Source organism: Halonatronomonas betaini, from assembly GCF_015666175.1.
Classification (GTDB): Bacteria; Bacillota; Halanaerobiia; order Halanaerobiales; family Halarsenatibacteraceae; genus Halonatronomonas; species Halonatronomonas betaini.
The window spans coordinates 180,658-205,824 of record NZ_JADPIE010000002.1 but is presented as its reverse complement, the minus strand read 5'-3'; the positions used below and the strand labels follow the sequence as shown (position 1 = coordinate 205,824).

At 38.4% G+C, this 25,167-nt stretch carries 27 protein-coding genes; 19 read left to right on the top strand and 8 right to left on the bottom strand.

The features are described 5' to 3' along the window. Window positions 1–16: 16 nt before the first annotated feature. Window positions 17–706 (bottom strand): hypothetical protein, encoded by a 690-nt coding sequence (locus tag I0Q91_RS04100; protein WP_270453042.1) that lies wholly within the window; start codon window positions 704–706, stop codon window positions 17–19. An 81-nt stretch (window positions 707–787) separates the two neighbouring features. Between I0Q91_RS04100 and I0Q91_RS04095 the strand changes: the two genes are divergently transcribed. The 8 genes from I0Q91_RS04095 (at window position 788) to I0Q91_RS04060 (ending at window position 8,352) form a co-directional block, all read left to right on the top strand. After that, complete coding sequence (locus I0Q91_RS04095) at window positions 788–1,171, top strand: class I SAM-dependent methyltransferase (RefSeq protein ID WP_270453041.1); 384 nt, start codon at window positions 788–790, stop codon at window positions 1,169–1,171. Then, complete coding sequence (locus I0Q91_RS04090) at window positions 1,120–1,383, top strand: hypothetical protein (protein ID WP_270453040.1); 264 nt, start codon at window positions 1,120–1,122, stop codon at window positions 1,381–1,383. Before I0Q91_RS04095 ends, I0Q91_RS04090 begins: the two co-directional genes overlap by 52 nt. A 193-nt stretch (window positions 1,384–1,576) precedes the next feature. Then, on the top strand, window positions 1,577–2,365 hold the full coding sequence (locus I0Q91_RS04085; protein WP_270453039.1) for a hypothetical protein: 789 nt from the start codon (window positions 1,577–1,579) through the stop codon (window positions 2,363–2,365). 257 nt (window positions 2,366–2,622) lie between these two features. Next, the gene (locus I0Q91_RS04080; RefSeq protein WP_270453038.1) at window positions 2,623–3,348 is read left to right on the top strand and encodes a GntR family transcriptional regulator; all 726 of its coding nucleotides are present in this window, start codon (window positions 2,623–2,625) and stop codon (window positions 3,346–3,348) included. 14 nt (window positions 3,349–3,362) lie between these two features. Next, window positions 3,363–4,172 (top strand): Cof-type HAD-IIB family hydrolase, encoded by an 810-nt coding sequence (locus tag I0Q91_RS04075; protein WP_270453037.1) that lies wholly within the window; start codon window positions 3,363–3,365, stop codon window positions 4,170–4,172. A gap of 259 nt (window positions 4,173–4,431) precedes the next feature. After that, a complete protein-coding gene (locus I0Q91_RS04070; RefSeq protein ID WP_270453036.1) occupies window positions 4,432–5,439 on the top strand; it encodes an ABC transporter substrate-binding protein in 1,008 nt (335 codons plus the stop codon). 100 nt (window positions 5,440–5,539) lie between these two features. After that, window positions 5,540–7,219, top strand: coding sequence for an ABC transporter permease (locus I0Q91_RS04065; protein ID WP_270453035.1), 1,680 nt, complete (start codon window positions 5,540–5,542; stop codon window positions 7,217–7,219). A gap of 26 nt (window positions 7,220–7,245) precedes the next feature. Further along, window positions 7,246–8,352, top strand: a complete 1,107-nt coding sequence (locus I0Q91_RS04060) for an ABC transporter ATP-binding protein (RefSeq protein WP_270453034.1) — start codon at window positions 7,246–7,248, stop codon at window positions 8,350–8,352. Between the two features lie 299 nt (window positions 8,353–8,651). Here I0Q91_RS04060 and I0Q91_RS04055 read toward each other — a convergent pair whose 3' ends face one another. Continuing rightward, on the bottom strand, window positions 8,652–8,813 hold the full coding sequence (locus I0Q91_RS04055; protein WP_270453033.1) for a hypothetical protein: 162 nt from the start codon (window positions 8,811–8,813) through the stop codon (window positions 8,652–8,654). 37 nt (window positions 8,814–8,850) lie between these two features. Between I0Q91_RS04055 and I0Q91_RS04050 the strand changes: the two genes are divergently transcribed. The 4 genes from I0Q91_RS04050 (at window position 8,851) to I0Q91_RS04035 (ending at window position 14,577) form a co-directional block, all read left to right on the top strand. After that, window positions 8,851–9,762, top strand: coding sequence for a hypothetical protein (locus I0Q91_RS04050; RefSeq protein ID WP_270453032.1), 912 nt, complete (start codon window positions 8,851–8,853; stop codon window positions 9,760–9,762). Between the two features lie 176 nt (window positions 9,763–9,938). After that, window positions 9,939–10,748 carry an Mrp/NBP35 family ATP-binding protein gene (locus I0Q91_RS04045; RefSeq protein ID WP_270453031.1) on the top strand — a complete coding sequence of 270 codons (810 nt, stop codon included), beginning with the start codon at window positions 9,939–9,941 and terminating at the stop codon, window positions 10,746–10,748. A gap of 363 nt (window positions 10,749–11,111) precedes the next feature. Next, complete coding sequence (gene hutU / locus I0Q91_RS04040; RefSeq protein ID WP_282550560.1) at window positions 11,112–13,109, top strand: urocanate hydratase; 1,998 nt, start codon at window positions 11,112–11,114, stop codon at window positions 13,107–13,109. Window positions 13,110–13,131: 22 nt separating this feature from the next. Beyond that, window positions 13,132–14,577 carry a YjiH family protein gene (locus I0Q91_RS04035; RefSeq protein ID WP_270453029.1) on the top strand — a complete coding sequence of 482 codons (1,446 nt, stop codon included), beginning with the start codon at window positions 13,132–13,134 and terminating at the stop codon, window positions 14,575–14,577. 174 nt (window positions 14,578–14,751) lie between these two features. Here the strand turns inward: I0Q91_RS04035 and I0Q91_RS04030 are convergent, their stop codons facing one another. After that, complete coding sequence (locus I0Q91_RS04030; RefSeq protein WP_270453028.1) at window positions 14,752–15,291, bottom strand: DUF192 domain-containing protein; 540 nt, start codon at window positions 15,289–15,291, stop codon at window positions 14,752–14,754. A gap of 129 nt (window positions 15,292–15,420) precedes the next feature. Here I0Q91_RS04030 and I0Q91_RS04025 point away from each other — a divergent pair, with 129 nt between their 5' ends. The 4 genes from I0Q91_RS04025 to I0Q91_RS04010 all read left to right on the top strand — a co-directional run bounded on the left by I0Q91_RS04025 (window position 15,421) and on the right by I0Q91_RS04010 (window position 18,342). Next, complete coding sequence (locus tag I0Q91_RS04025) at window positions 15,421–15,717, top strand: ArsR/SmtB family transcription factor (RefSeq protein WP_270453026.1); 297 nt, start codon at window positions 15,421–15,423, stop codon at window positions 15,715–15,717. Window positions 15,718–15,952: 235 nt separating this feature from the next. Then, window positions 15,953–17,311: a S41 family peptidase gene (locus I0Q91_RS04020; protein ID WP_270453025.1), complete on the top strand. Its 1,359-nt coding sequence runs from the start codon at window positions 15,953–15,955 to the stop codon at window positions 17,309–17,311. A gap of 248 nt (window positions 17,312–17,559) precedes the next feature. After that, window positions 17,560–17,964: a GerW family sporulation protein gene (locus I0Q91_RS04015; protein ID WP_270453024.1), complete on the top strand. Its 405-nt coding sequence runs from the start codon at window positions 17,560–17,562 to the stop codon at window positions 17,962–17,964. A 108-nt stretch (window positions 17,965–18,072) separates the two neighbouring features. Continuing rightward, the gene (locus I0Q91_RS04010; RefSeq protein WP_270453023.1) at window positions 18,073–18,342 is read left to right on the top strand and encodes a hypothetical protein; all 270 of its coding nucleotides are present in this window, start codon (window positions 18,073–18,075) and stop codon (window positions 18,340–18,342) included. Between the two features lie 52 nt (window positions 18,343–18,394). Here the strand turns inward: I0Q91_RS04010 and I0Q91_RS04005 are convergent, their stop codons facing one another. The 5 genes from I0Q91_RS04005 to I0Q91_RS03985 form a co-directional block, all read right to left on the bottom strand. Continuing rightward, window positions 18,395–19,864 carry a peptidase associated/transthyretin-like domain-containing protein gene (locus I0Q91_RS04005; protein WP_270453022.1) on the bottom strand — a complete coding sequence of 490 codons (1,470 nt, stop codon included), beginning with the start codon at window positions 19,862–19,864 and terminating at the stop codon, window positions 18,395–18,397. Window positions 19,865–20,025: 161 nt separating this feature from the next. Beyond that, window positions 20,026–20,601 carry an N-acetylmuramoyl-L-alanine amidase family protein gene (locus I0Q91_RS04000; protein WP_270453021.1) on the bottom strand — a complete coding sequence of 192 codons (576 nt, stop codon included), beginning with the start codon at window positions 20,599–20,601 and terminating at the stop codon, window positions 20,026–20,028. A gap of 60 nt (window positions 20,602–20,661) precedes the next feature. Beyond that, window positions 20,662–21,288, bottom strand: coding sequence for a hypothetical protein (locus tag I0Q91_RS03995; protein WP_270453020.1), 627 nt, complete (start codon window positions 21,286–21,288; stop codon window positions 20,662–20,664). A gap of 22 nt (window positions 21,289–21,310) precedes the next feature. Further along, complete coding sequence (locus tag I0Q91_RS03990; protein ID WP_270453019.1) at window positions 21,311–21,499, bottom strand: hypothetical protein; 189 nt, start codon at window positions 21,497–21,499, stop codon at window positions 21,311–21,313. 80 nt (window positions 21,500–21,579) lie between these two features. After that, window positions 21,580–21,705 (bottom strand): hypothetical protein, encoded by a 126-nt coding sequence (locus I0Q91_RS03985; protein WP_270453018.1) that lies wholly within the window; start codon window positions 21,703–21,705, stop codon window positions 21,580–21,582. Window positions 21,706–22,014: 309 nt separating this feature from the next. Here I0Q91_RS03985 and I0Q91_RS03980 point away from each other — a divergent pair, with 309 nt between their 5' ends. From I0Q91_RS03980 to I0Q91_RS03970, 3 genes are all read left to right on the top strand, one after another. Then, window positions 22,015–22,410, top strand: coding sequence for a hypothetical protein (locus tag I0Q91_RS03980; RefSeq protein WP_270453017.1), 396 nt, complete (start codon window positions 22,015–22,017; stop codon window positions 22,408–22,410). A gap of 505 nt (window positions 22,411–22,915) precedes the next feature. Further along, entirely contained in the window at window positions 22,916–23,818 is a 903-nt protein-coding gene (locus I0Q91_RS03975; RefSeq protein WP_270453016.1) for a helix-turn-helix domain-containing protein, read from the top strand. Further along, entirely contained in the window at window positions 23,818–25,140 is a 1,323-nt protein-coding gene (locus tag I0Q91_RS03970) for a replicative DNA helicase (RefSeq protein ID WP_270453015.1), read from the top strand. The genes I0Q91_RS03975 and I0Q91_RS03970 overlap by 1 nt, the downstream gene beginning before the upstream one ends. The last annotated feature ends 27 nt before the right edge of the window (window positions 25,141–25,167 follow it).

Below are 25,167 nucleotides of genomic sequence, written 5' to 3'. Positions count from 1 at the left end.
ACATCATTCTAATAAATCAGCATTGAACCTGTTTTTCCTGGACACCTAGTTTTTTTGCCATGCCCAAAATAAATCCTAAAGCAACAGCAAGTAAAGCACCACTAATAACTCTATAAACTGATGGCAACAGAAAAGTAATTGTATTTATCGGCAGCCAAAACCAGAGACAGGTAGGAGCAACAATTTTTAACATTTGCTCCCAGTTAATTTCTTTAAAGGTTTTGTAAATTGGCCAGATACTAAATAAATTATTGTGGTCAATCAACTTATTGAGGAAGCGGTTTATAACCATCATCGGAAAAGCAAATAAAGAATTCATCAAAAAAGATTTCCAAAATGAAGTTAATAGGGCTGAATTACTCCCTGGAAGATAACCCTCCATTAAAAGTCCTTCGACTCCATATGAATAAATTGGAAAGGCAACTGTAAATAATATCCCTATAAAACCCCAGACAAGTATTCTCTTATGAAGATTTATTCCTTTTAAAACCCACTTGCCCTGAACTATTTTGCTACCTAATAAGTCTCCCATTGTTCCAAGCACCCCTAATTTAAGCATTCCCATAAGATAGGGGTGATTATTTGTAGCCTTAACAAACATTTCTCTAGTTTCAGGAATATATAGAACTAAAATAATTCCTGTAAATAGCGAAGTCCAGACAACAGTTAATAAGCTATCTCTATTAAAATTAAATTTACTTTTCATTATTAGATACCCCCTGATACAAAAGTAACTCTTTTATAATATTAACATAAAAGTATTTTAACTTTAAACAATCTAAACTCAATGCTACCACCAGTTAAAAATAAAAAAGTCCTGGATGCCGGCTGTGCCGCAGGCTGGTATACAGAGTGGCTGCTCAATCAGGGAGCAGAAGTTACAGTCATCGACTTCAGTCCAGAGATGATCAAAATGACAGAAAAGAGAGTCGGCAGCAGGGCAAAAATAATCCAGGCAGATCTTAACCAGCCCCTGGACTTCATAAAAGATCAGGAACTAGACCTTATAATCTCATCCCTAACCCTCCATTATATAAAAGACTGGGAGCCAGTCATGGCCGAGTTCAATAGAATATTAAAAAAGTCAGGCAGTCTGGTTTTTCTGTCCATCACCCATTCATGGACTTCACAGTATTTGATAGAGACAACTATTTCGCAACAGAACTCCTGACAGATCACTGGCAGCCAGGCAATAAAAAAGTCGAAGTCCAGTTTTATCGCAGGCCGTTAAATCAAATTATCTCCCCATTATTAAAAGCCGGCTTCCAGATCGAAGAACTCCTGGAACCAGTGCCTACAGAAAAATTCAAAGAAGCCGATCCTGCTGATTACAACAAACTATCAAAAAACCCCTGGTTTTTAATTATTAAAGCCAGAAATTAATTTATAAATAAAACTTATAGCTATTATTTTTATTCAATTCAACTAAAAACTAAGAAGTTTACTGCCTAAATATGTTAAGCAGAGTAAAATATTAAGAATTTATAAAAAGATCTTATTAGACATCAAAAAATTACTTTGCTATAATTATGAACAGAAAAATTATTTAGCAAAATTTATAAGGAGGTATTAACCTATGAAGAAAAGACTGATTATATTAATGGCTGTAATTATGGTATTTGCTTTTGTCCCGATTGCCAATACAAATTACGCAGAAGATATTTCAGATGTAACTATCAGCTTAAATATGGCTGAAGATGAGTTCGGTCAGGTTGAGATGTGGGAAGCTTCTCTTTATGAAGGTGCAGTTGCAGGCGAAGAGACAGCAGGCAGGTTTACCGAATGGAAGCCAATCGATAATGAATATATTCAGTTTGAACTTCCAGGTGAAGTCCGTGAAGGCGACGAAGTTCCATGGAACGTAGAAATGGATACCTATGTCCGCTTAAGAAGCATGGATGATCAATACCCTGAATTTGATTTCGTCTCAGCCCCCTTTACTTTAGGCGAAGATGAAAGCATAGATGTTGCATTAAATTTAAATACTGAAGTAAATGTGGTAGATGATCAGGATGAAGGAGAAGCATTAGTTTCTTTAATCCTCTTTACCGGAACCAATGAATTTGGCCATACAGAAGACTGGGAAGCTTCACTATATGCAGGAGCCGAAGCCGGCGAAGAGACAGCAGGAAGATTCACAGAATGGAAACCGGCAGATGAAGGTGGCCATTTAGCATTTGAAATTCCAGAAGAAGTTCGCGATGGCGATGAAGCTCCCTGGGATGCAGAATATGACACCTATCTAAGAATCCGTTCAACAGATGACGACGCCTATCCACAGTTCGATATAGTAACTGAACCATTTACCCTTGAAGAAACACATAACTATTCTATTTCCGTAACCCTGGAATCAATGATCGAGTAAATATAAGCAAATAACAAGATTTATAATAATTCAAAAAAGAATAGTTTATAGATCAAACTAGGCTGCTGGAGATAATCCAGCAGTTTTTTTAATTAATAGTGAAAATTGTTTGACATTAATAAATAGAAATGGTAAGATACATTTAACGTGGTATAGTCCACTATACATATATTCCAAAATAGTTTAAATTATCTGCTTCAATTAATAAAAAATAATTACGTTAAATTTCCATTCTTATTTAAAAAGGAGTCAACAATATGACAGAATTAAACCCTGATAGTCCAATCCCCTTATATCATCAATTAGAGAATGTTATAAAAGAAAAAATAGATGCTAAACAGTTTAAACCAGGTGAACAGATTCCATCAGAAAGAGATCTAAGCGAAAAATATGATGTCAGTAGAATGACTATAAAAAAAGCCATTGATAAACTTGTTGAACAGGGAATTCTGCATCGCAAAAGAGGAAAAGGCACATTTATTTCCAAAGAAGAAAATAGAATTGATACATTACAGGAACTTATAGGTTTTAATAAAAGAGTTAAAATGCTTGGAAGCAAACCTTCTTCAATTTTACTTGAAAGAAGGTTAATAAAATCTGATGATTTCATTTCCAAAAAATTAAAAATAGCTAAAGACTCAGATATTATATTCACTAGAAGAATTCGACTTGCAAATGAGATCCCAAAAGCCTATGAAGAATCATATATTCCTAAAGATATCTGCCCAAAAATTTTAGAAATAGATCTTGAAAGAGAGTCTATTTACAATACATTTATGGAAACTGGCAACAGACCTACAAAAGCAAGGCAGAAAATTGAAGCTATTTCTGTAGATGAACCTATTAAAGAAGTTTTAAATATGGAGATAGGAACCCCGATTTTAAAAATTGATAGAATAACATTTTCTGGCGAAAAGCCAATTCAGTTTAGTATAAACTTTGACTCTGGTATCCAGCATTCAGTAGTAACTAACTCAAATTAAAGGAGAGACATTTAATGCCCAATTTTCCCTATGAATTAATAGCAATTGATGTAGATGACACCTTACTAAATGATAACAAAGATATTACTAAAAAGACTAAGCAAACAATACTTAACCTTAAGAATAAAGATCTATTAGTTACATTAGCTAGTGGGCGCCCATATCACTCATTAAAAAACTATGCTAAAGAGCTGGAAATTAATCTTCCACTTATAACAGCCAATGGAGGTCTTATAAAAGATGAAAATAGGACCTATAAAAAAATAACATTCCCCAAAAAATTATTAATTGAGATATTTAATAAAACAAAAAAAGAAGAATATATTATTAGTATTTATTATGAAGATACAATATATACTACTTCAGAAAAAATGCAAGATATTCATAGGGAATTAAAAGAAGTGAAAAATATTAAATATATAAAATCCATAGATGGATTGAATCTTAAAGATCCAATAAAAATTCTGCTCCATCATAAATCAACTAAAAAAATAAAGAAGGGCTTCAATGATTTTCTGATCAACTATGGTGAAAAGCTACATATAACTAGAGCATCAGAGGACTCAATAGAAATTAGTAATCTTAAAGCTAATAAAGGTGATGGGATTAAATTTCTTGCCAGCCACTTAAAAATTCCAATTAATAAAACAATGGTTATTGGCAATGGACTTAATGATGTTCCAATGTTTAAAGAAGCAGGGTTTTCAGTGGCAATGGCTAATTCTAGCGAAGAAGTTAAAGCTGCGGCAGATGCTATAACTACTTCAAATAATGAGGAAGGTGTCCATAAAGCATTGAACCAAAAATTATTATTAAATGTTTAATAGATATTAACATAGATTTAACATTCAATTAACATATAACTTTTTTAAAAATGTTATATTCAATTTAGTAATAAACTTAATTATCAATTGTGGAGGTGAGGCCTGGAATTAGCTAGATAAAAAATAATTAATGCTATCGTATAACAGACTTTGTTATGAGGAACTTACTAATGATTAGGTTTGAATTAGGACAAAAATCTCTTAAAGCTTTTTATTTTTTTATATTAATTTTTGCCAATTTAAAGGAGGAAATACTTAAATGAAAAAATTAAGCATAATCCTATTTATCGGTCTTTTTGTTTTTGCGTTTAGTTTTAGTGGTCAAGTAGAAGCCCAGACTATAACAGTTTATAATACTATGGATGAAGATGCAGCAATGAATCTTTTTGAAAGCTTTGAAGAAGAGCATGGTGTCAGAGTAGAATACGTACAGCTTTCAACAGGTGAAGTAGTTTCAAGACTTGAAGCAGAATCAAGTAATCCACAGGCAGATCTTTGGACTGGTGGAGTTGGTCTTGGACATATAGAAGCAGCTCAAAATGGTCTTACAGCAGTTTATGATAGTGAAGTTAGAGAAGAGTATATACCTGAGCAGTTTAGAGACCCAGAAGGTCGTTGGGCAGGGCTATATCTTGGTGCATTAGCATTTAGTAGCAATCCTGACCTATTAGACTATTATGGCCTGGAAAAACCACAATCCTGGGATGATTTAGTACAGCCTGAATTCGAAGATATGGTACAAATGGCATATCCAAGTACTTCAGGTACTGCCTATAACGTTCTTGCAACCATGGTTCAGATTATGGGAGAAGAAGAAGCATTTGAATATATGCATGAATTAGATAGAAGCATTATCTCTTATACACGTTCTGGTTTCCGTCCAGCTCAAAACGTAGCTATGGGAGAAACTCCAGTAGCTATAGCTTATGCTCATGATCTATTACAACAGCAGGAAGAAGGCTATCCAATTGAAATAACTTTTCCTGAAGAAGGAACCGGTTATGAGGTAGCTTCCATTTCAATAGTAGAAGGTGGCCCTAATCCAGAGATAGCAAGAAAATTATATGATCATTTCTTAAGTAGAGAAGCAGCTGAAGAATATGCTAACTTCTTCTCAATTCCAACAAGAAATGACATGACTGCTGAAGATTTAAGAGAAGGCGCCTTTGCTATCGAAGACTTAACAGTAATAGATCAGGACGATATCTGGTCAGGTCAGAATAGAGAAAGATTACTTGATAGATGGGATGAAGAAATAGGCGGTTAATTAAATAAGCAAATATAAAAATCAATAGATAAACTATATAAACCAATAGGCCTTACCCCTATGGGCCTATTGGTTTAACACTAATTATGAGGTGTATCCAATGACATCTAATAAACTTAAACAGGGTTTTAAAAATTTAATAATAACTTTTAAAAAAGATCCAATTTTATCAGCAACAATTGGATTAGTTGCTACAATAGTAGCAGTATTTATTTTATATCCATTAGTGAGAGTATTTATAAGGAGTATTACAGTTGATGGAGAGTTCAGTTTTTTACAGTACATAGCGATATTCTCTAGCGCAAGACTAAGACAGGCTTTTACAAATAGTATGATTTTAGGGCTTTCTGTTGCAACAACTTCAACGATAGTTGGATTTCTAGCAGCATATAGTTTAACTAAAGTAACTTTACCAGGTAAAAGCTTGTTTAAAAAAATTGTAATGATTCCATTGATATCCCCACCATTTATGCTTTCAATTTCCATAATACTTTTATTTGGACGCAGAGGATTAATAACTAGCCAACTTTTAGGTCTTAGAGGCTATAGCATCTATGGACTTGATGGCTTAATAATAGTTCAAACTTTAGGTTTAATGCCAATTGCATATCGAGTAATAGCAGGAGTATTAGCAAGAATTAGTACAGAATTGGAAAATGCCGGTTTGAATTTGGGAGCAAATAAATTTGATGTATTTAGAACCATAACCTTACCTCTGGCTCTGCCAGGAGTAGCAAGTGCCTGGTTATTATCATTTGTTATGTCAATAGCAGATTTTGCAAATCCAATGGTTTTAGGAGAAGGTTTCAATGTGCTTTCAGTAGAGGCATATATCCAGATTACAGGTAGATACAATTTTGCTAGAGGTGCAGCATTTGCTATATTGTTACTAATACCTTCTTTAACAGCATTCCTTTTCCAGAAATATTGGGTAGATAAAAAATCATTTGTTACAGTTACTGGGAAACCTTCTGGAAGTCAAAGAGATTTAGCTTCAAAACCAGTAAAGTATGCATTATTCATATACATGCTATTTATTAGTAGTTTTGCAATACTTTTATATGCTACTGTTATTATGGGATCTTTCTTCAGGCTCTGGGGTATAGATTATTCATTGACCCTGGATCATTTCCAATATGCCTTCAGAGGTGGCTTTGGAACAATCAGACGAACAATAATAATGGCAGTGAGCTCAGCACCTATTTCAGGTGTTTTAGGTATGATAATTGCTTTTTTAGTAGTCAGAAAGAATTTTATTGGAAGAAGAGCCTTACAGTTTTCATCAATGTTACCCTTTGCTGTGCCAGGAACAGTAATAGGTATAGGCTATGTATTGGCTTTTAATGATGGCTGGATAGTAATGACAGGTACAATATTTATAATTATAACTTTGCTTGCATTAAGAAATATGCCAGTAGGTATTGAAGCTGGAGTAGCAGCTTTAAATCAGATAGATCCATCGATTTCTGAGGCATCAAAAGATTTAGGTGCTAATAGTGCTCAGACTTTTTCTAGAATAACATTACCATTACTAAAACCAGCAATATTATCTGGAGTATCATATAGTTTTGTAAGGGCAATGACAGCAGTTAGTGCAATAATCTTTGTTGTATCAGCACGCTGGAATCATCTTACAATACAGATTCTGCAACATACTGAATTAATGGAACTAGGAGCAGCTAGTGTATTATGTCTTTTCTTAATAGTATTTGTTATGATAGTCTTTGGTATTTTACAGAAATTCCTTGGTGAAGATAATACCAGTAGTTATATCACCTGATAAAAATAACTTTGAGGTGTAATAAAATGAAAACTAAAACAGTAAATCTTGAAAAAGCTTCAGTAAAATTAAATAATATAACCAAAATTTTTGATTCACCTAAAATGGATGAATCAGTAACAGCAGTTGATGATTTCAATCTGGATTTTAAAGAAGGAGAATTAACAACACTTTTAGGACCATCTGGTTGTGGTAAAACCACAACTTTAAGAATGATTGCCGGATTTGAAGATCCAACTAATGGAGATATTTATTTTAATGACCAACGAGTAAATGATTTAGCAGCTAATAAAAGAGACTCAGCTATGGTTTTTCAAAGCTATGCATTATTTCCTCATATGACAGTAGCTGAGAATATAACCTATGGCCTTAGGTTTAAGAAAATGAATAAAGCCAAACAAAAAGAAAAATTAAATGAAATATTAAGAATCATTGGTATGGAGGGTTATGAAGATAGAAGACCAGGAGAATTATCAGGAGGCCAGCAGCAGCGAGTTGCACTATCAAGAGCATTAATAATGGAACCAAAAGTTCTATTATTTGATGAACCACTTTCAAATTTAGATGCCAAATTAAGAGAAACAATGCGTAATGAAATCAGGAGAATTCAGAGAGACTTATCAATTACAACAATTTATGTTACTCATGATCAAGATGAAGCAATGAGTATTTCTGATAATATTGTTATTATGAATGATGGCCATATTGAACAGGTAGGGAATCCAGAAGAAGTTTATTTTCAGCCCAAAAATGAATTTGTTGCTGATTTTATTGGGACAGTAAACCTTCTTCCAGCAGAAATCACTAATAATTCAGGAAACAGTTTCACTTTAGATATAATGGGAGAACGAAGCTTAACTAAAGAACAAAAAGGTGACTTTAATATTGGAGATGAAGTTCAATTAGTTGTAAGACCAGAATCACTGGATATTACTGAAAAAAATCAGGGTTTAATAAATGGTAAAATAAAGAATCGTGTTTTCTTAGGAACCCACAATGAATATTATATTGATATAGGCTTAAAGAAACCAATTAAAATTAACATATTTAATACAAGATTAAAAGAAGACTTTCAAAGAGGCGATGAAATAAGTATTGATTTTAATTCAAGTGATGTCCACATTGTAGAATAAAATTATATAGTAGAAAAACAATATAAATCCCGTGGCTAATCAAAATCAGCCAGGGGATTTTTCTTTTTAATTACCCCTTCGTTGCACTACCCACCTGTATAAAACCTGGCCATAGCATGATAGAATTAAAAAGTAAGTTAAAAGACCTCCAGAAACTCTCGCCCGGGGCAAGTTTGAAGCCAGGCGCCTGGCTGTAAAGCAACAATTACAGCTATCCCAGAGAGAGGAGGCAGCTTATGGAGGAGATTATCGAACTCTTTGTCAATTACGGGTTCCCGGCAGCAATCTGCATCCTCCTATTAACCAGGGTAGATAAAATCCTTATCTCCCTGGTCGAATCTGTCGCCACTGTAAAGGCCATCCTGGAAGAACGCTCCTCCAGGAAGTAACAGAGGTACCAAAGCCAGCAGGCCAGCCCACCGGCCCTGGCCATCACCACCGCAGGCCTGGCTAAAACCCACAGCCAGCCTGCCCCACCTAAAAAAGGAGAGGATCACTATGGCAAAGGTTACAGGACCACTATTCTCAATCGACGCATCAGGAAAGTTCGGAGATTCCATGGTCTTTGGCAAATGGAAAGGCATCAACTATGTAAGGCGCCATGTCACTGCCACCCAGCCCAACACAAAGAAACAGATCGCCGTCAGAGACAAATTCCGCCAGGCAACAGCGCTATACCAGCGCCTGTCCGGAGACGACAAAGCCGCCTGGAAACTCAAAGCCTCAGGCCAGCCATTAACAGGCTACAACCTATTTATCAAAAGGGTTAAAGCCATAATCAACTCCATGCCCCTATTTAACCTGATTTCAGCCGTCGAAATCGAAGAAGAGACCATCGACAGCTGCACCATCAGCTTTATGGTCGATAAAGATGGCCCGGTCACAATCAAATACGGGAACACACCGACCGCTCTCAATCAGAGCACAACAGTAATGGCCACAGCCGGAGAGATCAACTTCGCAGACTTAGAAGATTTAGACCGAGAATCAAACTACTATTTCACAATTGACCAGGAGACCCAGTATCTATTTCCACCGACCACAATCGACTCATATGTCGTCGGTACCGAAGGCGATAACGCAGTCCTTTATGCCGTAACAGCAGTTATCGGAGGCCGGGAGACAAACCCCAGCATGGCCCACATGAGCTCCGTGCCAGACTTTGAGGCCCTGGATGACGATAACTTCGTCGAGATCAACTGGCAGCCAGTCGATGGCGCTGAAGAATATCGCATCTACCGGATGGAAACAACTGGCGACCATCCAACAGGCCTGGTGGCCATCAATGAATACTCCAACTTCCAGGATAATGGCCTGATCCCGATCAAACCAGACATCATTCCGAACAAAGAAAACACCGCCCGCCACTTCGCCGGTGAGGCCGGAATCTACAGCTTCTCAACCCTCTAACCAATAAAACCCACACCCCGGGTTAGACCTATCCAGACCTTTCCAGACAAAAGCCTGGCCACCACGGCCAGGTTTTTTTAATTGCATAATGTTAAGCATTCAACTGAAAACCAACTAAGATAGTAATATCCTTTTAAGGAATGAACATTAAATACAATAACAGGAGGAAATAATATATGTACGATATCGAAGACGGAAGAATAATCTTAAACCACGGCTCAATTCATGAAGGCCTAATAGCTGTGGCCAGCGGCAAAGGTGGAGTCGGCAAATCAACAGTTACAGTTAACCTGGCAACAGCCCTAAAAGAGAGAGGAAAGCGAGTTGGCATAGTCGATGCCGATATCTATGGCTTCAATGTTCCTGGAATCCTGGGACTTAAAGATAAACCAAAGGCAAAAAGCGAAGAGGAGATCTATCCTCCGGATAAAAACGGAATCAAAGTAATGTCAATGGCCTCATTCGTTGGCGATCAGAGCGAGGCCGTAATCTGGCGGGCACCATTATTACAGAGCGCCTTAAAACAGTTTATGGAAGATGTCTACTGGGGAGAGCTGGATTATCTCCTATTTGACCTGCCACCAGGTGCCGGCGATATGCCATTAAATATCATGCAGCAGTTCTCAGATACATCAGTGCTTTTAGTCACCACACCCCAGGAAACAGCAACCAGCGTTGCCGGTAGAGTCGGCCAGCTTGCCGAACAGCTAGACCTGGACGTCCTGGGCCTGGTCAACAATATGGCCTATTACCAGTGTTCAGAATGCGGCCATAAAGACTATATCTTCGGCAAAAATGGCGGCAGGGAACTGGCAGACCAGCTAGGTATTGAGCTCCTGGGAGAAATTCCACTTCAATCCCAAATCAGAAAGCTAAGCGATACAGGTAAACCAGTCATATTCGAAGATCCAGACCATGAAATCTCCAAAATCTACCTTAATATCGCAGACCAGATCATAGACAATATAAAAGAGATAAAAGTTTAAGCAATACAAAAAACCTGGCTATCACGGCCAGGTTTTTTATTTGCATCCGTATTAGAATTAGTGTTCCAGAATTTTTAGGTGAGGCATATGTAAAGAAGAATTAATTGGTTATATTAGAATAGAAGTTTGGTAGAAGTTAATTTCATGAAAGCATAATAAGATCAATATTTTAGGATGAAAAATCTAGACTTGTCATTTGATATAAAGAACAAACTGTAAAATTAAACTTTAGTTTAGCCTGTCGTTATGCAGGAACTTTCATTATAATAGAGAATTATCTAATAAGTAATAAAATTAAAAATTTTAACCGAGGAGGGGAAAATAGTGAGTATTGATTCAATTAATCTGGATGTTGGTGAAGCAATGAAGATAAAGCTGTCATCTGAATTGCCTCCTAAACCAAGGTTCAGGGATGATATTCGTCGGGCTCCAAAGAGAGAGCTAAAACTTGATCAGGAAGAGATGGAAACTGCTTTAAAGAATGCTCTCAGGTATATTCCAGCTGAACTTCATGCTGAACTGGCACCTGAATTTATGGAAGAATTGATGACTAGAGGTCGCATCTATGGTTACCGCTATCGCCCGGAAGGAGAAATCAAGGCTAAGCCAATCGATGATTACGCAGGGAAAACAGTTCAGGGAAAGGCTCTTCAGTTGATGATTGATAATAATCTGGATTTTGAGGTTGCTCTCTATCCCTATGAGCTTGTAACCTATGGCGAAAGTGGTCAGGTCTTCCAGAACTGGATGCAATATCGTCTTATCAAGAAATATCTACAGGAAATGAATGAATATCAGACATTAGTTGTTCATTCAGGCCATCCCCTGGGGCTATTTCCCTCAAAGCCAGATGCCCCTAGAGTAATATCAACCAACGCCATAATGGTAGGTATGTTTGATGATTCCGAGCATTTCAATAAAGCTGCAGCGATGGGGGTTGCTAATTATGGCCAGATGACCGCCGGCGGCTGGATGTATATAGGTCCTCAGGGAATAGTTCATGGAACTTATACAACCCTTCTTAATGCCGGCCGCAAGTTTTTAGATAATGACCAGGACGAAGACTTAAGTGGTCAGCTATTTGTTACCTCAGGCCTCGGGGGGATGAGTGGCGCCCAGGCTAAGGCCATAGAAATAGCAGGTGGTATCGGTGTCCTGGCAGAAGTAGATAAATCTGCCATAGAGACAAGACAGAGGCAGAACTGGCTGAGCAAAGTTTCTGATGATCTTAATCAGATCTTTGACTGGGTTAGGGAATACCAGGAAAGCGGAGAAGCTATTTCCATAGCATATCACGGCAACATCGTTGATCTACTTGCTTATATAGTGGAAAATAATATAAAAGTTGACCTTTTATCAGATCAGACCTCCTGCCATGAGGCTTATAGTGGCGGTTATATACCTGTTGGTTATCCCTATGATCAGGCCAGGAAACTATTAGATGATAATCCAGCTGAATTTAAAGATGCCGTCGATAATTCGCTCCAGAAACATTTTCGGCTTATCAGAAAGATTGTAGATAGAGGCGCATATTTCTTTGACTATGGCAACAGCTTCATGAAAGCTGTTTACGATGCAGGTGCCACAGAAATTGCCCTTGATGAAGATAATCCAGATAAAGGCTTTATCTTCCCGTCCTATGTAGAGGATATTATGGGCCCGATCTGTTTTGATTACGGTTATGGTCCCTTCCGCTGGGTCTGTTTAAGTGGAAAAGACTCTGATTTAAAAATGACAGACGAGGCAGCAGCCCAATGTATAGACCCGGAAAGAAGATCTCAGGATTATGATAACTACCACTGGATAAAAGATGCCGAGGAAAACGACCTGGTTGTCGGATCAAAGGCAAGAATACTTTATACTGATGGGCCAGGCAGGGTTAAAATAGCCCTTGTCTTTAATGAGATGGTAAGAAATGGAGAAATTGGCCCGATAATGTTAGGCAGAGACCATCATGATACCGGCGGTACAGATTCCCCATTTAGAGAAACAGCCAATATTAAAGATGGCAGCAATATCATGGCTGAAATGTCAGTCCAGTGTTTTGCCGGAAATGCTGCCAGAGGAATGACCCTGGCCGTTCAGAGTAATGGCGGTGGAGTAGGGATAGGTAAATGCTTTAATAGTGGCTTCGGACTAGTCCTAGATGGCAGCAATAGAGTAGACAATATAATTAAATCCTCAGTAGACTGGGACGTCCATGGTGGTGTGGCCAGAAGAGCCTGGGCCAGGAATGAACATGCAATTGAAACTATGCTTGAATGGCAGAAAAATAAATCTGGTTCCGGCCATGTAACTCTGCCATATCAGGCCGATGAAGAATTAATTAAGAAAACTGTCCAGGAAAAGTTAGATTCTTAAAAGAAAACAGGGAGGTTAAATCATGAGCAGTCAGACTGGTGGAGAAGGGAAAATTTATGAGATTGAGAAAGAACTGGAACCAAAACCTATAGAAGAGCTAGAACTTCAGGATTTTGAATGGAAGCCATTTTTAGTTTTTGCAATTGCCCTCGTAATAGGTATAGGATTTTTCCTATTTCCAGTCAGTTCCAATGGCAGAACAACAGTACCCTTTGATATAGTTGTCAGTTATATCACAGGTAATTTCGGTTCCGCCGTAGGAATTTATGTCTTTATTTCAATTCTAATTAGTGCTTTCTTTTCGACTATAGCCCTCTTAAATAAAAACCGTGAAAAGAAAATGCTTGACTCTGAATTTACCAGTTATTATGAATCAGGCCCAATCTTCTGGTTATTAAGGATTTTAGGACTGGCAATGGCCATAATGATGTTCTTTGATATTGGCCCAGCTGTCCTCCACAGGCCAGATATTGGCGGTTTAATGTGGGGAACACTGACATTCTCTGTAGCCGTAATCATTCCGATTGGCGCTATTTTCCTATCACTCTTTGTTCTCTTAGGTGGCCTGGAATTTGTAGGTACCCTTGCCAGGCCTTTGATGCAGCCATTATTTAAGGTGCCAGGTAGGGCAGCCCTTGATGCCCTGGCTTCCTGGATAGGATCTTACTCTGTCGGCATGTACGTTACAAACCTGGTATACAGAGAGGGAGGCTATTCCAAACGCCATGTATTTATCAATGCCACCTGCTTTGCAACAGTTAGTATCGGTTTTGTTGGAGTAGTTGCAGCAACACTGGATTTACTCCATGTCTTTCCATATATCTTCCTGTCCTATCTAATCTGTATGCTGGTAGCAGCTATTGTAACAGTAAGGATACCTCCATTATCCAGGGTTCCAGACCATTACGTTGTAGAACCAGATCCTGAAAAGCCAATAAAAGGTTCAGTTAAAGACTACTTCCAGTATGCAGTTTCTGAAGCCATAAGAAAGGTTAAGGAAGAAGAGGGCTTCTTTAAAGTTGCCTTTAGAGGATTTATTGATGGATTAAAATTGGCTTCATTGATTATAGGGACAATTTTGGCTGTTGGTACAATTGCTATATTGATAGCTGAATTTACTCCGATCTTTGACTGGCTTGGGCGGCCAATGGTACCCTTATTAAACTTATTTAATGTTCCAGATGCAGAGATGCTTGCACCGGCAACACTTATCGGTATTACCGAAATGTTCCTTCCAGCCCTAATGGTTGTTGAGGCTTCAATGCCGGCTAAATTCTTTATTGCCGTTCTTTCAATTTCCCAGCTGATCTTCTTCTCGGCAGTCGGACCAATGATGATGGATATGTTTAGCGATATACCGATTAGATTCCATCAATTAGTTGTCCTTTTCATTCTAAGAACACTTATCATGATCCCAATCATTGCGGCGATTATGCATATTCTGGTGGCAGCCAATATTTTAACCTAGCTTAAGTTCATATCATATATATATTAGCCAGCCTGGAGCCTTCAAACAATTTTAATAACCTTCGGGCTGGCTTTTTTCTGCTTAGAAATAAAAGACTGGCTGGAATAATAGCTCTAGCCAGTTAAATTTAAATATTATATTATACAGGCACAAACTTATTTTTATAATATAAAATTACTGCCTGCTTAAAGAATCAATAACCAGCCTGGCCTCGCCATCAGCAGAAACCCCGGCTCTCTCAAAGAAACCCTGGCCTGTCATTAAAATATATCTATACTGTACACGGGAACCTGCACTATATCTAGTAGAAGCACCCTGCTCTGTCTGAACAACAGTAATCAATTCACCATCAGCAGTAAAGAAAGCAAGATCAAGGGGAACCCTAACCTTATCCAATAGATGAGTAGCAACAGTATCTCTGGTATATCTATAAAGAATGATAGTATTATTAACTACTTCTGAGCCAACACCTCTAAAACCAGCATTTCTAGCGTCAGTAGTTTCAGCAATTCTAAGATCAAGAGTAATTGTTTCGCCGACATCATTAATCATTTGAATCTGACCTTGAGGCATTTCAGAGAGGGCTTTAGTTATTCTGGTGTCACTTCTAACAGTAACTGCATAATAACCTCCCACAACTACAGCTAGAATAGCCAGTACAACAATAACTTTGCCTTTTAAACCTAATTTTTCATTAATTGTTTTGACGTCCATCTAAACCCCTCCTTTTTAATTTACATATGCGCATATTTATATCTTGACAAATGCACATATAATATATATAGTATAACTATAAATATCAATTCTGTCAACTACTTTTTTTCTAAAAAGGAGAGATAAATTATGCATGACAAATTCGCCTATTTCTTCAAGAGTTTTTCCCATAATTCCAGGAACAGAATCCTTCGTCTGCTTGCCGAAAATCATGAGATGACAGTCGATAACCTGGGCAGGCATATGCAGATCAATCCATCGACAGTCTCCAGACACCTAAACACATTAAAGATGCAGGGCGTTGTCAAAATGCGGGTAGAAGCCCCGGCCCATTATTACAGTCTTAATAAAAATACCATAGAAGCCAACTTTAAAGAATTCATGAAATTTTTATACTTTGAAGATCCAAAAGATAATAAATTATAAGCTCGTAACTTCAGCCAGACCTGCTGCAGCCATTAATTCCTAGCAACAGCAGCCAGTCTGGTTTTAAATTTATCAGAATGTAAATATAATATTCTTAAATCATCGCGATTATAATTAAATAAAATTAATATTTAGATTGACATATTTAATCTTTGCAAGTATAATATAAAGTAACATGTGAAGACAATAATTATTTTGTCCTCCAGCACAACTGATTATTTCGAGGTGTCCAATAATGAGAAAGAATATCCTTAAAAAAGCATTACTCATATTAATCGCTGGCCTTATCCTATTTTCTATTTCAGCCCAGGCCATATCGCCTGAAGAGATAGAAGCCGATCTTCTTTATATGAGGGAGCTTTTAGAAGAAGTCCATCCCAATATTTATCATACAACTTCTAAAGAAGTAGTCGAACCTTTTCAGAGAGATCTAATAGCTCAGCTATACGAAAAAGACGAGTACACACTGCTAGAAGCCTATCAAAAACTGGCTTCTCTGGCTGCCCTATTCAGGGATGGCCATACTCAGGTATTCTTTCCACAGGATAAGTGGAATGATTACCTGGCAGTCGGTGGAACCATTTTTCCACTAAGAGTGGAGCTGGAAGATGAAGTTTTAACCTTAAAAAATATCCTGACCGAAGAAAAACTTCCTGAAGGCTCACAGCTTCTGGCCATTAACGGCATCCTGGCAGAGAGAATTAAAAATGATATGCTAGCTGTCCTCAGTTACGAAAGCAAAGTATTCGGAGCAAGACTTATGTCAAATAACTTCAGCCGCTTACTCTGGGCACTATTTGATATCGAAGGCCCATTTGCAATAAAATACAGAGCACCAGGAGAAAGAGAAGAGACTGTAACCCTCCAGGGATTGCAGGAAGATCAACTACCAGCCCGCACAGCAGAGCAGCCCTATAAACTGGATTTCATATCAGCTGAGACTGCCCTGCTAGTAATAAATTCAGTCCCTGTTGAGATGAACGAAGACTATTTCAACTTTTTAGAGGAGTCCTTTAAAGAGATCAAAGAGCAAGAAATCAACCATCTTTTAATAGATATGAGAAATAATGGCGGCGGCTCAACCTATCAGTTCAACGAAGTCTTCCACTATTTAACTGATACGCCCTATCGCTCATTTTCCAGGGTCGATACCCGCTATTCCAGACCTGTACTTGCCAGACATCAACCCTGGCACAGCCAGATTTATTATAGATTTTTAAATCTTATCAGAGGAGATGACATCTATAAATCCGAACCAGGCTTAACTCATCCGCCAGAAAATGATTATCGTTTTTCAGGCCAGACATATCTACTGGTAGGTCCAGCGACTTTTTCAGCTGCAGCAGACTTTGCAGCCCTCTGCCAGGATTATGAAGCAGCCCGGATAGTAGGCCAGGAGACAGGAGGATTACCAACCAGTTATGGCGACTCTTTCTTCTTCGAGCTGCCCAATACCAGCCTCCAGGGCCGGTCATCCTATAAATATTTCGTCCGGCCAGGTGGCCAGGAAACAAGTAGTGGCGTCATTCCTGACCAGGAAATCGATATAAATAAAGATTATCCAGAAATACTTGCAACAATCAAATCAAAATAGCAGGATTCATGCCTTTGGCCCAGACTAAATAACCTGGGTTAATGGCTTTATCAAATATAAATGAAAGTTAGTATAAATCATTGGGAAATTTCAATTTATAAGGGGGAATTTAATGGATGGATTACCTTTAATAATCAATAGATTTCTAAACTATGTACCTGCAATTACCGGTGGACTCCTGGCTCTTTATCTCTATAGAAAATATCAGGCTAAAAAAGAAAGTCAATAAAAAATAGGGGGTTTTAAAAATGGCAATGACTCAAAATGTTTTAGAAACAATGTATAACAAACTGGACAAATTCCTCAAGACAGAAACAGTAATCGGCGAACCAATGGATCTCGGCAATATTAAACTAATTCCAATAGTAACAGCTTCATTTGGCATGGGCGGCGGCATAGGCGAAGAAAATAAAGAAAGTAATAAAAGCGAAGGCGGCGGTGGCGGCCTTGGCTGCAGAATCTCTCCAGATGCAATTCTTGTAGTTAAAGGCGACAAAGTTGACCTGGTAAAATTAGATGGCAAAAGATCACTGGATAAATTATTTGAAATGATGCCAGAACTACTAGAAAAAGTTGAAGGAATGGCCAAAGCTGCTAAGGCTCAAAAAGAAGCAGCCACCGAAACTGAACCAGAAGAAGCAGAAGAAGAATAACCAACAAAGAGTCTGGGCCTGGCCAGGCTCTTTCCATTTACAAATCCGTTAAGTTTCTAAAAGAAATATTATTATGCTAAAATTAAAGTTACAAAGGGGGAGATGGCGATGGCAAAAATAACTTTAGATGGATATAGAAAAACTCGCAGTCAAAAAAGAGCTAAAATGCTTAAAGTTAGAGACTACCTGGAAGCAAACAGCCAGAACAAATCACAGACTGATACAAAAGCATCTAATAGCTCAGCTCAAAACAGCTATCGCAGCGGCCCCAGGCATAGAGACCCTGAAAAGAGACTATTACTTTATAAAATGATGATAAAATCAAGGAATTCCAAACTCGAAAAGATCGGTGAAAGAAGATATAGATTGAAAATATAGCTAACCCCACCAGCTTTAAAAGATTTGAACTGGTGGGGTCTTAAATTCTATCTTAATATAATCCCATTTCCTCAATTAAAGCAGATGGATTACCAAAATCACTAGCATTTATATCATAATTCATACTTTCTGAAATCTCATCCACCTGCTCCTGGTCTGGATAACCTTCCTCGTCTATAAACGATTCTTCACTGTAAAAATCATGTTCCGGACTATCATTTTTTTCATTTGGGAAAGAATCAATATCATCAACAAAACCGTAGATCACCAGATCATTAATTTCTCCTGAAGTTATATCAGAGATCTCATCTGCTTCATTTTCTCCAAGTACAAAATTCATCGCATAGCCAGGATTGTCATCGCCGATTTTTCCAAACCAGGTATTTAAACCAACAGTCAAATTATCATCAGCTTCAATACCTGCTAACTTTGTAACATAATTCGCTGTAATACCCTCATCTTTCTCATGATCATCTTTTTCATTATAAATAAACTCTACAGTTTTTTCATCTCCATTCTCCTGAATATTTGCAAATAAGTTCATTTCCATTGAAAAATAATCATCATCATTAAAGTAAACATTATCATTTACATTAAATGAAATGACAGTAAATCTTTCAACTTCATCATGAATAACCTGAAAATGAGCATCTACCACAACAACCTCACCATTTTGAGGAATATGTAGTTCAGTTTCCTCTAAATAATTATATCTGGTATAATCATCACTGAAATAAAGCTCACCTTTTTTATTTTCTTCATTTTCAATATCTATTTCTATTTTATATTTATTTTCATAATAATCACTATCATTATCCCCTTCATTTATTTCATGCTCACTTTCGTCAGTTAAGACCCCCAGCATTTCTCTATTTAGTTCATTGTCATCGCTGCAAGTGTAACTCCATTCCTCCTGATATTCTCCGCCAACAATCATATCCAGATCAATTCCAGTATCTCTATCAGCTCTCATTATTTCATTAATCTTATTCTCTATCCAGTCATTATATTCATCAAGTAAATTAAGATAAAGATTAGCAGTAGATTTCAGAACCATATATCCAACATCTCTATCATAAATATCCTGTGCAATCACAGTATTTCCTAGAGAAAGACCAGTAGACTCCGGCCCCTCATCCACCATACTTCTGGGTAAGTCTGCGAGCTCAATTTCTAATTCAAGATATGTAGAATGGGGAGATGTCTCCTCGCTGACTTCAACATATTCACTATAATCTTCGTAAGCAGGAGCATCTATAACTAATTCATTCTCCCCTTCTTCAATATCCTCAAAGGTAGCAACCCCTTTTGAGTCAGTTTCATCAGTATTAGTTCCAAGACTTATATCTGCACCTTCAATCGGTTCATCATTGGTCTCATCATAAACCAATATTTCATATTCTGAAACATTATCATCGTCAACGGTCACACCATCATCTAAACCATCACAGGCAGTCATAGCCAGAGAAAAGGAGACTAATAGAAAAATAATACCAACCAGCTTAATTTTCGATACTCTCATATTATCTACCCCCTATAATAAAGTTGATAAATCATACTTATTAATTAAACTTGAATATTATGGCATTTTTTCCTTCAAAAAGAGGGCGATAATTATGAGACTTTATACCTAAATAGTTCGATATAACTAGTCTTATCTAATACTTTCAGCCGCCCAACCCCCTATCCCCCCAGAATCCCTCCAACAATCGCCTGAGCCAGCCTCCTAAAATAGCCACCATCACAAAGTATCACCTGATCAGCCTCCCCGGTCAAAAAGAGCGGCTCAATCAGAATAGCCGGCATCCCGGTTGCCCGCAATACATGGAGATTGTCAGCAGCCTTAATCCCCCGGTCAGCAAGCCCCAGCGCCTCAACCATGGCAGCCTGAACCAGCCTGGCAGCCAGCTCACCGCCCTGGCTCCCGGGAAAATAAAAAGTCTCAGTTCCGCCAGCAGCGGCAGAAGCCGCCCCATTATGATGGATAGACAAAAACAAATCAACTCCAAGCCGGTTGGCCAGATCAGTCCGCTGGCCCAGAGACTGATCATAATCCCCGCCCCGGAGGAGATGAGCATCAAATCCGGCCTCCAGGGCCTGGCCAAAGACCTCAGCCCCGAGCCGCAAATTCAAATCCTTCTCCAGCAATCTACCACGGTTGGCCAGCCTGGCAGCCCCATCGTCATAAAGATCAGCAACCGCCCCTGGATCCTTCCCGCCATGACCGACATCTATCGCTATCGACTTAATCTTATTCATTATCTGTTCCCCCTTTCTTTAGTCCGCTATCCCTCCTACATCCCTCCTACACCCCTCCTACTATCCTCCAAAATTGAAAACTGCCGAAATCCCCTGATATTCAGTTTCGACCAACCTGAACCAGTATTCCTGACCAGGCAGGAAACCATTAACAGTAAAGCCTCCAGAACCGGTTTTGCCAGTATTCGCCAGACTAAAAAGCAGCAGGTCACTAACACCACCCTCGCCATTAATCACATCCCCGGCAACCCAGTCCTTAAAACTGCCCTCACCGATAAATAAGAAGAAATCACCATCAGGCTTACCATTAAAGGCCACATCCAGCCGGAGATAATTGTCACAGGCCTTATTAGCCATAAAACTATAATTATGAATAGAGACCGGCAGAAAATCATTGCCACTATGCATCGTATCCATCGCAAGCTTCATAAAAAGATTATGGCCATTGATCGGCAGCCCCTCAGTCATCAGATTCCAGGCCTCCCTATCAAGATCAGTCAGCTGCTTGGAAAGCTTTATCGCCTCCTTAAAAATATTCCGGTTATTAACACTCTTGCTGCTATCAGAAATAGAATGCTTCACATATTTCCTGACAAGCTGCTTGCCATCACGCTCAAAATAAACCACATCTTTGCCTAACCTCCCGCTGGCACTCATCGACATCAACGGACCCTTAACCTCTGCCATACAGATCAACCCCTCTCATAATTTAAGCCACTCTCCCAAAAACTCCAGCAATTAACTCACTATCCGGCATCATCTTTTTTACATCCCCTATCAGCTTCAGATCAACCCCAGGAGCCCCGCAGATACTGCAACTAGCAGCCTCCAGTCCACCTTCCCCAACATTTAAAACCAGCTTATGGCCACAGCGCAAACACTTAACCATTAATATCATCTTCAGATTCCCCCTGAATTAAATTTTTAATACTAGATCCTCACAGTTCTCTCGCCCCGGTGGTCTGACTTATAAATGACTTAGAAAACTAAATCTCTACCCTCCGCCCCGCAAATAATACACTGCAGTTCATAGAGGTCATTCTCATGATAAAAACTAAAATCACTGAGCTGGCCACAGTTCTGACAGAAAATACCCTCAAGCATTAACACCACCTCCAATCCTGGTCAGTATAAAATCCATCAAACCATTAACTGCCTCTAAACTCAAGCTATATCCTAATTATATAACCGCCAGCCCCTGACTAATAGAAGAGGGTAGTGCAACGAAGGATTATTTTTAAAAAATAAATTTCAAATCCTGAAAAAAACCCCCAGAAACCACTTGACAAATATCCGCAAATATAATAGAATTAAACATATTTTATTTCCAGATAATACTAATTAGAAACTCTGCCATAAATCAAAACTCCAGACCCAAAAATAATAACCTGGAATTAACATAACCAAAAAGGAGTGGTCACTATCATTAAGCAAAGAGATCCTAAAAACAACCCACAGGCCTCTAAAAGGCCGAAATCATCGAGAAGACCAGGCACCCAGTACAGCGAGAAAGAACTAATTATCATCTATCTACAAAAATATGCCAGCCTTGGCCGTCCGCCATCAATCAGCGAGATCAACAGCGATCCAGACCTGCCATCATACTGGACCTTCCTCCGCCGGCTTGGAGACAAAGACCTGATCTGCAAAAAACTCAGCCTGGCCAATATCCCGGCAGAAATCCACAGACAGCTCTGTAAAGACTGTCTCTATCAGCCAGCCAGCTGCCAGCAGGACCCATTTGCCTGTGCCAGCCAGGCCAATCTCTATTACCGATCCACCGATTCAAGAAAATTAACAGCCAATTAACAATAAAATTCACAATCCCAACCACCTCCAGTCAAAATCTAGATTTAATCCAGTATTTTAAAGCGATTGCCTTAATTTAGCAGTTTAAAGCACTGGCTTTCTAAAAATAAAGAGTTTCTGATAAGTGCTATAATCCTTGCAATACCAACAACCTCAATTAATTATAACACCGTTTCAACCAGAATACAAGACCTTTAAATTAAAAAAATAATTATTTTTCAAAAAAGTTTTAAATTTCTCTTGACAGGATTAAAAAATTAATTTATACTTGTTTTTGTAAATTAAATAATCATGATTATATTTATATTCATCTGAAACTTTATAAAAAAAACAAAATACTGTTATTAAAGCTGGCGCTAACAGATATAATTATAAAGTTTTTCTGAAATTATCAGAATAAGTCAGCAAAAATTTTTGTTATTGCAAGTGAATCTTATTACAAAACCACTTATTGGAAGGATTGATAATTATTAAAACCATTAACGAAAACCCAAAAGGATTTACCATGGTAAGAAATTCATTACTCAGAAACCATCTCTTAAAACCGAGCCATAAACTCCTTTATATTATTCTGGAAAGTTACTGCTGGGATCAAAGTTACTGCTTTCCAGCCCAGGAAAAACTGGCTAAACTAATGGGAGTGAAACCGAGAACAGTCAGACGCTGGCTCATTGAACTTCAAGAATTCGGCTTAATTGATATTATCTATAGATTTGATGATTCAAACATCTATATTCTCAATGATTATGAAGAATTTGAAGAATGTCATGGAAGTGCAATCGGGGAATCTCAACTGCAAGAAGATGACATTCCCGATGACCTGAAATGTCCGGATAAGAATACGCACTTGATTAATACTCAGTCTTTAAAAGATATGTCGATTGCATCGACGACTGCATCAGGAAAAGATTCAAAAACAACTAAAAAAATCTTAACAGACTCTCAGGGGCGAGAGATCATTAAAGCAACCAGAGATAAATCCAGCCCCCATTTTAAATATCCAGTCCAATTTCTAGAATTCTGGGAACAATACCCGAAAAAAGAAAGCAAGAAAAAGGCCTATAACTGCTGGGAAAAGCTAGTTTTCAGAGAAAAAATCAGAACAGAAGATCTGACTGCCTCGGCCAAAAATTTCAAAAGGCATTGTAGAGATACAGGTCAGCCAATGCAATATATCAAACATCCAAGCACCTATCTAGGCCCTGGAGAGTTCTGGCTTGATTATTTAGAAGGCGATGATAAAGCCAAATTCCACTCAAAAGCAAAAAGAGAAACACAGACTCAAACCAGATCAACCCGGTTAGATCAGGCCAGAAATAATACAAGAGAGCTGGACCCTGAAACAGCCCGAGAAGTGGAAGCAATCTATAATCAAGAAGCAAACAAAAAGAAAGCAGCTGATAACTAATGAAAACATACAACAATAGCCTGGAAGATTACAAAAACATTGAAAAATCAATGATAATGGTCTGCCTCTGCGACCATACAAATGAGCACAATACCCTCTCAGATATGATGATAGAAATCAAGCCAGAATACCTGACCGACCCAACCTGTATTAAAATCTTCAACTGGCTTGAAGAATTCTATATAAGCGGCAGGCCAATCAGCAGAACCAGGCTTATCCAGGAAGTCGGCCTACCAGAAGATTTTCTGGATAGCAGATTCTGCATGCCTTCAGAATTGCATGGCCTCATAGAGAAGGTGAAAGATAACTTTGCAAAACGACAGATTAAACAGGCTGCTGGAGAACTCCACAGCCTGATAGATAACAATCTATCGGCCAGTGAATTTCGCTCTAAAGCAGTTGAAATAATTTTCAAATACACCGATAATCATCAGGGCAGCTCCAATATTAAAACCTTTGCTGAGGCAATAGAACTATCCCTGGATAACCTGATACTAAATGATTCTGATAGAGATAAAGGTATCAAGACAGGTTTTTTAAGTCTGGATCATACCTTCGGCAGTCTGGAGCCAGGCCATCTAACAGTCCTGGCCGGTCAGACATCTATGGGAAAGACGGCATTCGCTCTAAATGTAACCTATAATTCTGTTGCCGCCGGTAATAAGACACTCTATATCACCCTGGAGATGACAGCTAAAGAACTTGCTGACCGCCTGATAGTCACCCACTCAGAGATCAAGGCCTCAGATTATCAGAGAAAGATCTCAGATGAGCAGCTTAAAAAAATAATGGACACAGCCACAGAGCTAGGAGATTATCCCCTCTATATCAGCGACAAAAGAGGACTCACAGTCTCAGACATCAGGTCCCAGGCAATCAGAGCTAAAAACCGCTTCGGCCTGGATTTACTGGTAGTCGATTATCTCCAGTTTATCCATCATATCGATACTGAAAACCAGGCCAATGCAATTGGCCATACAGTCACCACTTTAAGAGAACTGGCAGGAGAATTAGAAATCCCGGTTATCCTTTTATCCCAGCTCAACCGAACAGTAGATGGCAAGCCAGCTCCCCGTCATCTCAAGGGATCTGGCTCCATTGAGGAAGTTGCGGACGAAGTCTGCATGCTCTGGAGGAAGGATTACAAACAGGAGACAGAAGCCCAGAGGTTTAATAAAGTTCAGGAAGCAGAACTAATAATAGCTAAAGGCCGAACCAAAGGAGTCGGCTATATTCCACTTTACTGGTATCCAGAGATTCAACTCTTTAAAGACAAAATGGAAGTAGAACTTGCCAGAAAAAATAGAGCAAAAATGGCCTAAAATAATAAATAAAAATTTAAATGGTTC

Excerpts from the sequence above, each read along its gene's own strand:
- I0Q91_RS04100 (WP_270453042.1), bottom strand. The coding sequence starts at position 706 with ATGAAAAGTAAATTTAATTTTAATAGAGATAGCTTATTAACTGTTGTC.
- I0Q91_RS04095 (WP_270453041.1), top strand. The coding sequence starts at position 788 with ATGCTACCACCAGTTAAAAATAAAAAAGTCCTGGATGCCGGCTGTGCC.
- I0Q91_RS04090 (WP_270453040.1), top strand. The coding sequence starts at position 1,120 with ATGGACTTCACAGTATTTGATAGAGACAACTATTTCGCAACAGAACTC.
- I0Q91_RS04085 (WP_270453039.1), top strand. The coding sequence starts at position 1,577 with ATGAAGAAAAGACTGATTATATTAATGGCTGTAATTATGGTATTTGCT.
- I0Q91_RS04080 (WP_270453038.1), top strand. The coding sequence starts at position 2,623 with ATGACAGAATTAAACCCTGATAGTCCAATCCCCTTATATCATCAATTA.
- I0Q91_RS04075 (WP_270453037.1), top strand. The coding sequence starts at position 3,363 with ATGCCCAATTTTCCCTATGAATTAATAGCAATTGATGTAGATGACACC.
- I0Q91_RS04070 (WP_270453036.1), top strand. The coding sequence starts at position 4,432 with ATGAAAAAATTAAGCATAATCCTATTTATCGGTCTTTTTGTTTTTGCG.
- I0Q91_RS04065 (WP_270453035.1), top strand. The coding sequence starts at position 5,540 with ATGACATCTAATAAACTTAAACAGGGTTTTAAAAATTTAATAATAACT.
- I0Q91_RS04060 (WP_270453034.1), top strand. The coding sequence starts at position 7,246 with ATGAAAACTAAAACAGTAAATCTTGAAAAAGCTTCAGTAAAATTAAAT.
- I0Q91_RS04050 (WP_270453032.1), top strand. The coding sequence starts at position 8,851 with ATGGCAAAGGTTACAGGACCACTATTCTCAATCGACGCATCAGGAAAG.
- I0Q91_RS04045 (WP_270453031.1), top strand. The coding sequence starts at position 9,939 with ATGTACGATATCGAAGACGGAAGAATAATCTTAAACCACGGCTCAATT.
- hutU (WP_282550560.1), top strand. The coding sequence starts at position 11,112 with ATGAAGATAAAGCTGTCATCTGAATTGCCTCCTAAACCAAGGTTCAGG.
- I0Q91_RS04035 (WP_270453029.1), top strand. The coding sequence starts at position 13,132 with ATGAGCAGTCAGACTGGTGGAGAAGGGAAAATTTATGAGATTGAGAAA.
- I0Q91_RS04030 (WP_270453028.1), bottom strand. The coding sequence starts at position 15,291 with ATGGACGTCAAAACAATTAATGAAAAATTAGGTTTAAAAGGCAAAGTT.
- I0Q91_RS04025 (WP_270453026.1), top strand. The coding sequence starts at position 15,421 with ATGCATGACAAATTCGCCTATTTCTTCAAGAGTTTTTCCCATAATTCC.
- I0Q91_RS04020 (WP_270453025.1), top strand. The coding sequence starts at position 15,953 with ATGAGAAAGAATATCCTTAAAAAAGCATTACTCATATTAATCGCTGGC.
- I0Q91_RS04015 (WP_270453024.1), top strand. The coding sequence starts at position 17,560 with ATGGCAATGACTCAAAATGTTTTAGAAACAATGTATAACAAACTGGAC.
- I0Q91_RS04010 (WP_270453023.1), top strand. The coding sequence starts at position 18,073 with ATGGCAAAAATAACTTTAGATGGATATAGAAAAACTCGCAGTCAAAAA.
- I0Q91_RS04005 (WP_270453022.1), bottom strand. The coding sequence starts at position 19,864 with ATGAGAGTATCGAAAATTAAGCTGGTTGGTATTATTTTTCTATTAGTC.
- I0Q91_RS04000 (WP_270453021.1), bottom strand. The coding sequence starts at position 20,601 with ATGAATAAGATTAAGTCGATAGCGATAGATGTCGGTCATGGCGGGAAG.
- I0Q91_RS03995 (WP_270453020.1), bottom strand. The coding sequence starts at position 21,288 with ATGGCAGAGGTTAAGGGTCCGTTGATGTCGATGAGTGCCAGCGGGAGG.
- I0Q91_RS03990 (WP_270453019.1), bottom strand. The coding sequence starts at position 21,499 with ATGATATTAATGGTTAAGTGTTTGCGCTGTGGCCATAAGCTGGTTTTA.
- I0Q91_RS03985 (WP_270453018.1), bottom strand. The coding sequence starts at position 21,705 with ATGCTTGAGGGTATTTTCTGTCAGAACTGTGGCCAGCTCAGTGATTTT.
- I0Q91_RS03975 (WP_270453016.1), top strand. The coding sequence starts at position 22,916 with ATGGTAAGAAATTCATTACTCAGAAACCATCTCTTAAAACCGAGCCAT.
- I0Q91_RS03970 (WP_270453015.1), top strand. The coding sequence starts at position 23,818 with ATGAAAACATACAACAATAGCCTGGAAGATTACAAAAACATTGAAAAA.